Origin of the sequence: Nocardiopsis chromatogenes YIM 90109 (assembly GCF_000341185.1) — a bacterium.
In the GTDB taxonomy this organism is placed as follows: domain Bacteria; phylum Actinomycetota; class Actinomycetes; order Streptosporangiales; family Streptosporangiaceae; genus Nocardiopsis_A; species Nocardiopsis_A chromatogenes.
Window position 1 is genome coordinate 20,782 of sequence record NZ_ANBH01000162.1, and the last position, 7,055, is coordinate 27,836.

6 protein-coding genes are annotated in these 7,055 nt (G+C 74.3%); 4 read left to right on the forward strand and 2 right to left on the reverse strand.

From position 1 onward, the window contains the following. Nucleotides 1–247: 247 nt before the first annotated feature. Entirely contained in the window at nucleotides 248–949 is a 702-nt protein-coding gene (locus tag D476_RS0116875; RefSeq protein WP_017625107.1) for a response regulator, read from the reverse strand. Then, nucleotides 946–2,619, reverse strand: coding sequence for a sensor histidine kinase (locus tag D476_RS0116880; RefSeq protein ID WP_040726526.1), 1,674 nt, complete (start codon nucleotides 2,617–2,619; stop codon nucleotides 946–948). The genes D476_RS0116875 and D476_RS0116880 overlap by 4 nt, the downstream gene beginning before the upstream one ends. Before the next feature lie 195 nt (nucleotides 2,620–2,814). Between D476_RS0116880 and D476_RS0116885 the strand changes: the two genes are divergently transcribed. The 4 genes from D476_RS0116885 to D476_RS0116900 are packed head-to-tail and all read left to right on the forward strand — an operon-like array spanning nucleotide 2,815 to nucleotide 7,026. After that, a complete protein-coding gene (locus tag D476_RS0116885; RefSeq protein ID WP_017625109.1) occupies nucleotides 2,815–3,837 on the forward strand; it encodes a Bug family tripartite tricarboxylate transporter substrate binding protein in 1,023 nt (340 codons plus the stop codon). Further along, nucleotides 3,834–4,427 carry a tripartite tricarboxylate transporter TctB family protein gene (locus D476_RS0116890; protein ID WP_017625110.1) on the forward strand — a complete coding sequence of 198 codons (594 nt, stop codon included), beginning with the start codon at nucleotides 3,834–3,836 and terminating at the stop codon, nucleotides 4,425–4,427. Before D476_RS0116885 ends, D476_RS0116890 begins: the two co-directional genes overlap by 4 nt. A gap of 30 nt (nucleotides 4,428–4,457) precedes the next feature. Next, complete coding sequence (locus D476_RS33600; RefSeq protein ID WP_051061766.1) at nucleotides 4,458–6,011, forward strand: tripartite tricarboxylate transporter permease; 1,554 nt, start codon at nucleotides 4,458–4,460, stop codon at nucleotides 6,009–6,011. 16 nt (nucleotides 6,012–6,027) lie between these two features. Beyond that, on the forward strand, nucleotides 6,028–7,026 hold the full coding sequence (locus D476_RS0116900; protein WP_017625112.1) for a tripartite tricarboxylate transporter substrate-binding protein: 999 nt from the start codon (nucleotides 6,028–6,030) through the stop codon (nucleotides 7,024–7,026). Nucleotides 7,027–7,055: the final 29 nt, after the last annotated feature.

Sequence of the window (7,055 nt, forward strand, 5' to 3'; positions counted from 1 at the left end):
GATCGTTGACGGGAGATGTGGGCCCCGGTCATCGGGCGCAGGCCACCAGGCGGCCGCTCGACCGGGGCACCGATCAGCCGGTCGTGCCGGGTCGCGGCGTAGAACGCGCGGCCCCTCCGGCACACCCCGGCCCGTGGGCCCCGGCGGTGCACCCGGCCCGCACACGCCGACCACGGGCACCCCTCGCCGTATCCGCAGCCGATACAGGGTCCGCCGTCAACGACCGAGGAAGCGCGTGGACCACGCCCTATTCCGTTCCCGGCACCCAGTGGTACCTGCGCTCGGGGCGGCCCGCGGTGCCGTACTTCAGGCGCACCACCGCCCTGCCCTCCTGGACGAAGTGCTCCAGGTACCGGCGCGCGCTCACCCTCGACAGGCCGGTCAGGGCCGCGCACTCCGACGCCGACAGGTCCGCCCCGGCCTTCTCCAGCTCCGACCGGACCAGCGCCGCCGACTCCGGCGTCAACCCCTTCGGCATCGCCGCGCCCTTGGCCTGCCCCGGCGGCGCCTGCCCGGACCGCGGGGCGCCGAACACCCGGTCCAGGTCCTCCTGGGCCGCCTCGCCGCCCTCCAGCACGCCCCGCGCCTCCTGGTAGCGGAGCAGCCGCTCGTGCAGCGTCTCGGGCGCGAACGGCTTGACGATGTAGTGCACCGCGCCGCCGTGCAGGGCCCGGCGCACCGTCTCGGCGTCCCGGGCCGCGGTGATCATCAGGACGTCGACCGGCGGCCCGTCCCCGCTCCGCAGCCGCCGCAGCACCTCGGTGCCGCCGATGTCGGGCAGGTACACGTCCAGCAGCACCAGGTCCGGGCGCAGCTCCCGGACGCGCTCCAGCGCCTCGGCGCCGGTGCGGGCCTCCCCCACCACGGTGAAGCCCGCGACCCGCTCCACCATCCTTCGGTGGACCTGGGCCACCATGAAGTCGTCGTCGACGACGAGCGTGCGGATCACCCCCGCCCCCCTTCCTCCTCGGACGCCTCAGGACCGCCCCCCGGCCCGGCGGAGGGCAGCACGGCGGTGAACTCCGCACCCTCCACGCGCACCTCCCCGCCCCTGCGCTCGCACACCATCCGGATCAGCGCAAGGCCCACCCCGCGGCGGCCGCCCCCGCCCTTGGTGCTGAACCCGCGCCGGAACACCTCCTCGGCCAGCTCCGGCGGCACGCCCGGCCCCGAGTCGCGCACCCGCACGCGCACGCCGCCCGCCGCCCCGGCCAGCTCCACCTCCACCCGGCCGTCCCGGAGCCCGCGCACCGCCTCCAACGCGTTGTCCACCAGGTTGCCGACCACCGTCACCAGGTCGGCCGAGAGCGCCCCGTCCTGCTGGGGCAGATCCGTCCCGGGCGCCACCACCAGCTCGGTGTCCTGCTCGGCGGCGAGGCTGGCCTTGGCGATGAGCAGCGCCGCCACCGACGGGTCGGCCACGCGCGCGGCCACGTCCTCGGTCAGCCGGGTCCGGGCGCCGCCCACCCGGGCGATGTACTCGGCGGCCTCCTCGTAGGCCTCCAGCCCGACGAGCCCGCCGATCACGTGCAGCTGGTTGCTGAACTCGTGCGCCTGGGCCCGCAGCGCCTCGGTGGCGGTGCGGGTGGCGTCCAGCTCGCCGCGCATCGCCACCAGGTCGGTGTGGTCGCGCAGCGTGGTGACCGACCCGTCCGCGCCCTGGGGGCCCAGCGCCATGCAGTTCACCGTCACCAGCCGCCCGTTGATCAGCACCACCCGGTCGGGGGCCTGCCCGCGCTCGGTGAGCGCGGCGGCGGTGTCCGGTTCCACGCCCAGCTCCTCCAGGCTCCGCCCGGCGGCGCCGCCGGGCAGCCGCAGCAGCTCGGCGGCGGGCGCGTTCACCAGCACCACCCTGCCCTGGGCGTCCACGCCCAGCACCCCCTCCCGGATGCCCTGCAGCATCGCCTCCCGGTGCCGGGCCAGCCCGGCGATCTCCCCCGGCTCCATGCCCAGCGTCTGGCGCTTGACCCGGCGGGCCAGCAGCAGCGAGCCGACCACCCCCAGGAACGAGGCCACGCCCAGGTACACGAACAGGTCGGGGGCGGACCCGGCCAGGCTGGCGGCGGGGCCGGGCACATCCCGCCCGGCCAGCGCGAAGCCCAGCACCCGCCCGTCGTCGGCGATCACCGGCACGTGCGCCACCACCGCGCGGTCGCCGTCCAGGTCCACCACCCCGATCCACGCCTTGCCGGACAGCACCCGGCTCTCCCCCAGGTCCAGGGGCGCCCCCGCGGCGTCGGCGCCCGCGGCCTCCGAGCCGCCCGCCCCCAGCGAGGTCAGGGCCCGTCCCCGGTCGTCGGCGAAGACCAGGTGGTCGGCCCCGGCCAGGGAGCGCAGGTTCTCCGCGGTGGGCTGCAGGATGCCGACCCGGTCGGGGTCGGCCAGGCCCACCCGCACCACGTCGGTGGCGGCCGCCGCCTCGGCGACGGTGAGCATGCGGCGGCCCTCCTCGGCGCGGAACCGGGCATCCGCCTGGGCCAGCGACACCCCGGCCACCGCGATGAGCAGCGCGACCACGATCGCCAGCTGCAGGAGCAGGAACTGCCCCGCCAGGGTGAGCCTGCCGCGCACGCGCCCCTCCTCGATCGCCGCCGACGGTGTGCCGCGCAATCGTCGCATGTCACGGGCGTGCGGGGGGACCCGGCCGGGCCGGGCGGCGGCCCGTGAACACAACGACCGGAACATCCACTACGACCACTGTCCCCGCAACCGACACAACGCTTTTCCAGGGGATTTCGCGCTGTTTACATGTGTGTCACCTCACGTGGGCCTGTGGCCCGCGCACCATTCCCGCACCCCGTACCTGGAGACAGCATGTTCCGCGCACGTCCTGTCGCCGTGGCCGCCGCGCTGGCGTCACTGGCGCTGGCGGCCACCGCGTGTGGCACCGGCGGCGGGCAGCAGACCGGCGGCGGCCCCTGGAAGCCCGACCGCCCCATCGAGATCATCGCCCCCGCGGCCACCGGCGGCGGCTGGGACACCCTGGCCCGCACCTCCGGCCGCGTCCTCGAAGAGGGCGGCCTGGTGGACGAGCCCGTCCAGGTGGTCAACAAGCCGGGCGGCGGCGGCTCGATCGGGTGGGCCTACGTCGCCCAGACCCCCGACACCCCCACCCGCCTGTTCGTCACCAGCCCCCCGATCAGCCTCGTCCCGCTGATGGGCGGGTCGGTCTACGACCACCGGGACTTCACCCCGATCGCGCGCCTGGCCACCGAGTACATGGTCTACCTCGTCCCGGAGGACTCCCCCATCGAGTCCTGGGGCGACATGGTGGACCGGCTGGAGGAGGACCCGCGGCAGGTGAGCATCGCGGGCGGCTCCTCCCCCGGCAGCATGGACCACGTCGCGCTCGCCGGGGCGGTCGAGGCCGCGGGCATCGACCCGACCTCCATCAACTACGTGCCCTTCGACGGCGGCGGCGAGGCGATGACCCAGGCGGTCGGCGGGCACGTGGACGCGGTGGTCACCGGCGCCTCCGAGGCCGCCGGGCTGGTGGAGTCCGGCGACCTGCGCCCGCTCGCGGTCTCCGGCGCCGAACGCGCCTCCACGCTCCCCGACACCCCCACCCTCCAGGAGGAGGGCGTGGACTTCACCTACGACATCTGGCGCGGCGTCATGGGTCCGCCGGACATGACCGACGAGCAGGTCGCCTACTACGAGGGCCTGTTCACGGACATGACCGAGGAGGAGTCCTGGAAGCAGCAGACCGAGGCGCTCGGCTGGACCGACTCCTACATGGACAGCGAGGACTTCGGCGAATTCCTGGACCGGTCCAGCACCGACTCCGCCGAGATCCTCACGACGATCGGGCTGATCGAGGACGGGGAGGGCCGATGAAACCGTTCACCTTCTCCAACCGCGTCCTGGGCGCGGCGGTCGGCGTGCTCGCCGTCGTCTACCTGTACCTGGCCTTCACCCTGGAGGAGTTCACCGCGGTGAGCGTGCCGGTGCAGCCCGCGACGCTGCCCAAGTGGCTCGGCGCGGTGCTGCTGGTCCTGGCCGCGGTGCTGTTCCTCCAGAAGCCCGACGAGGACACCGGCGAGCAGGCCGGGTCCGACTCCGGGGAGGACGCGGGCGGCACGGCCGGCACGGCCGGCACGGCCGGCGCGGCACCCGCGCAGGCCACCGAGACCGGCGGCGGGGCCCCCGCGCGCCCCGCCGCCGCCCGCCCGGCGCTGGGGCGCCTGGCCGACCCCCGCAAGGAGCTGGCCCTGTTCGCGGCCTCCATCGGGTTCTACATCGCCCTGCTGGAGCCGCTGGGGTTCCTCATCTCCACCACCGCCTACATCGCCTCCGCCACCTGGTACCTGGGCTACCGGCGGCACTGGGCGAACGCGCTGGTGGCCGTGGGCGTCTCGGCGGTCCTGTACTTCGCCATGTCGGACTTCCTGCGGGTCGCCCTGCCGACCGGGCCGCTGCCCTTCTGAGCCGCACCCTTCTGGACTGAGGAGTCGCACGTGGAAACTCTGCAGCAGATGGGGGCCGGGTTCGGCGTCGCCTTCACCCCCGAGAACCTGCTCTTCGTCTTCATCGGCGTGCTCGCCGGGACCGTCATCGGCATCCTGCCGGGGCTGGGCCCGATGAGCGCGATCGCGCTGATGATCCCGATCGCCTTCGGCATGGACCCCACCACCGCCATCATCATGCTGGCCGGGGTGTACTACGGGGCGATCTTCGGCGGGTCGACCTCGTCGATCCTGCTCAACGCGCCCGGGGTGGCCGGGACGGTGGCCACCTCCTTCGACGGCTACCCGATGGCGCGCAAGGGCGCCGCGGGCAAGGCGCTGGCCATCGCCGCCATCGCCTCGTTCACCGGCGGCACCGTCGGCGTGGTGCTGCTGATGCTGATCGCCCCGGTGCTGTCGTCGTTCGCGGTCAGCTTCGGGCCGGCCGACTACTTCGCGCTGATGGTGCTGGGCCTGACCGCCGTGGTCACCCTGGGCGGGCGCAACATCACCAAGGGCCTGATCGCCGCGGTGGTGGGGGTGATGGTGTCCCTGGTGGGCATCGACTCCCAGACCGCCACCCTGCGCTTCACCTTCGGCATGCCCGAGCTGTACGAGGGGGTCAAGTTCCTCATCGTGGCGCTCGGCCTGTTCGCGCTGGCCGAGGTCTTCTCGATGCTGGCCCGCCGGGGCGCGGGCGGCGCCGACGGCTCCATGAGCTCGCTCCGGCTGAACCGCCGCGAGCTGGGCCGGATCGCCGGGCCGACCGGGCGCGGGTCGATCCTGGGCTTCTTCACCGGCGTGCTGCCCGGAGCGGGCGCCACCGTGGCCTCGTTCCTGTCCTACTCGATGGAGAAGCGCATCGCCAAGGACGGCGACACCTTCGGCAGCGGCAACCCCAAGGGGGTCGCGGCCCCGGAGGCGGGCAACAACGCCGCCGCCGTCGGGTCGTTCGTGCCGATGCTCACCCTGGGCGTGCCGGGGTCGGGCACCACGGCGATCCTGCTGGGCGCGCTGCTGGTGCTGGGCGTGACACCGGGGCCGATGATGCTGTCGGAGCGCCCGGAGATGTTCTGGGGCCTGGTGGCCAGCATGTACGTGGGCAACATCGTGCTGCTGGTGCTGAACCTGCCGCTGATCCCGCTGTTCGCGAAGGTCCTCAAGACGCCGCGGGCGGTGCTGATCCCGCTGGTCGTGGTGTTCTGCGTGGTCGGCGTCTACGGGCTGAGCTTCTCGGTGTTCGACCTGTGGCTGCTGCTGGGCTTCGGCGTCGTGGGGTACCTGATGCGGCAGAACGGGTTCCCGGCCGCGCCGATGATCCTGGGGCTGATCCTGGGCAGCATGATGGAGCGGTCGATGCGCCAGGCGCTGCAGATCTCCTACGGTGACTGGACGACGTTCGTGACCTCGCCGTACTCGGCCGCCCTGCTTGGGCTGACCGTGGTCGTGCTGGTGTGGCCGCTGGTCAAGCGCCTGCGCACGGGCGCGAAGGGCCCCGCGGCCGACGGCGGCTCCTCCCCCGACGGCGCGGAGAAGGCGGAGGAGGACACGGCCACCAGGCCGTAAGGACGAAGGAGCGCACATGCCGGGCGGCCCCAGGTCACCGCGACCCCTCCTCGCGGCCGGGGCCGCCCTCGTGCTGTGCGCGGCCGCGGCGCTGACCGCGTTCGCGGCGTGGGGTCCCCAGCCGCGCCCGCCCGAGCTGCGGCTGATGGTGCCCAACCCGCCGGGCGGCGGGTACGACACCACGGCGCGCGCGGTGGCCGAGGCGCTGGCCGCCGGGCCGGGCACGGCCGGGGCGCCGGAGGTGTTCAACCTGCAGGGCGGGGCGGGCACCGCGGCCCTGGCCCGCACCGTGCACGAGGAGGGCAACGGGCACCTGATGCTGCAGATGGGCCTCGGGCTGGTCGCGGGGGCGCAGGTGCGCGGGTCGCAGTACACGCCCGCCGACACCACGCCGATCGCGCGGCTGCTGGAGGAGCCCGAGGTGGTCCTGGTCCCGGCCGACTCCCCCTACACCGCCTTCGGGCAGCTCGCCGAGGACTTGCGGGACCCGGACACGGTGCTGCGCCTGGGCGGCGGCTCCACCCGGGGCGGGCCCGACCACCTGGCGCTGCTGCTCATCGGCGAGGAGCTGGGGCTGGAGCCGGGGAGCCTGGGGTACGTGCGCCACGACGGCGGCGGCGACACGCTGGCGGCGCTGCTGCGCCACGAGATCGACGTGGCGGCGGCGGGCGCGGGCGAGTACCGGCACGCGATCGCGGCGGGAGAGCTGCGCCCGCTGGCGGTGACCGGCGCCGAGCGGGTCCCCGGCATCGGCGCCCCGACCCTGCGGGAGCTGGGCCTGGACCTGGAGTTCACCAACTGGCGGGGGCTGGTGGCCCCGCCGGGCATCGGCGACGCGCGCCGCCGCGAGCTGACGGACATGCTCGCCGACATGCGCACGAGCCCACAGTGGCGCAAGGCGCTGGAGGAGAACCACTGGACCGACGCCTACCTGGAGGGCGACCGCTTCGGGTCGTTCCTGGAGGGCGAACAGGAGGCGGTGAACGACCTGCTGGAGCGGCAGGGGTTGGACTAGGGCGTGTTTCTCGGATCAGGCCCTACTGC

Excerpts from the sequence above, each read along its gene's own strand:
- D476_RS0116900 (WP_017625112.1), top strand. The coding sequence starts at position 6,028 with ATGCCGGGCGGCCCCAGGTCACCGCGACCCCTCCTCGCGGCCGGGGCC.
- D476_RS0116880 (WP_040726526.1), bottom strand. The coding sequence starts at position 2,619 with ATGCGACGATTGCGCGGCACACCGTCGGCGGCGATCGAGGAGGGGCGC.
- D476_RS0116890 (WP_017625110.1), top strand. The coding sequence starts at position 3,834 with ATGAAACCGTTCACCTTCTCCAACCGCGTCCTGGGCGCGGCGGTCGGC.
- D476_RS0116885 (WP_017625109.1), top strand. The coding sequence starts at position 2,815 with ATGTTCCGCGCACGTCCTGTCGCCGTGGCCGCCGCGCTGGCGTCACTG.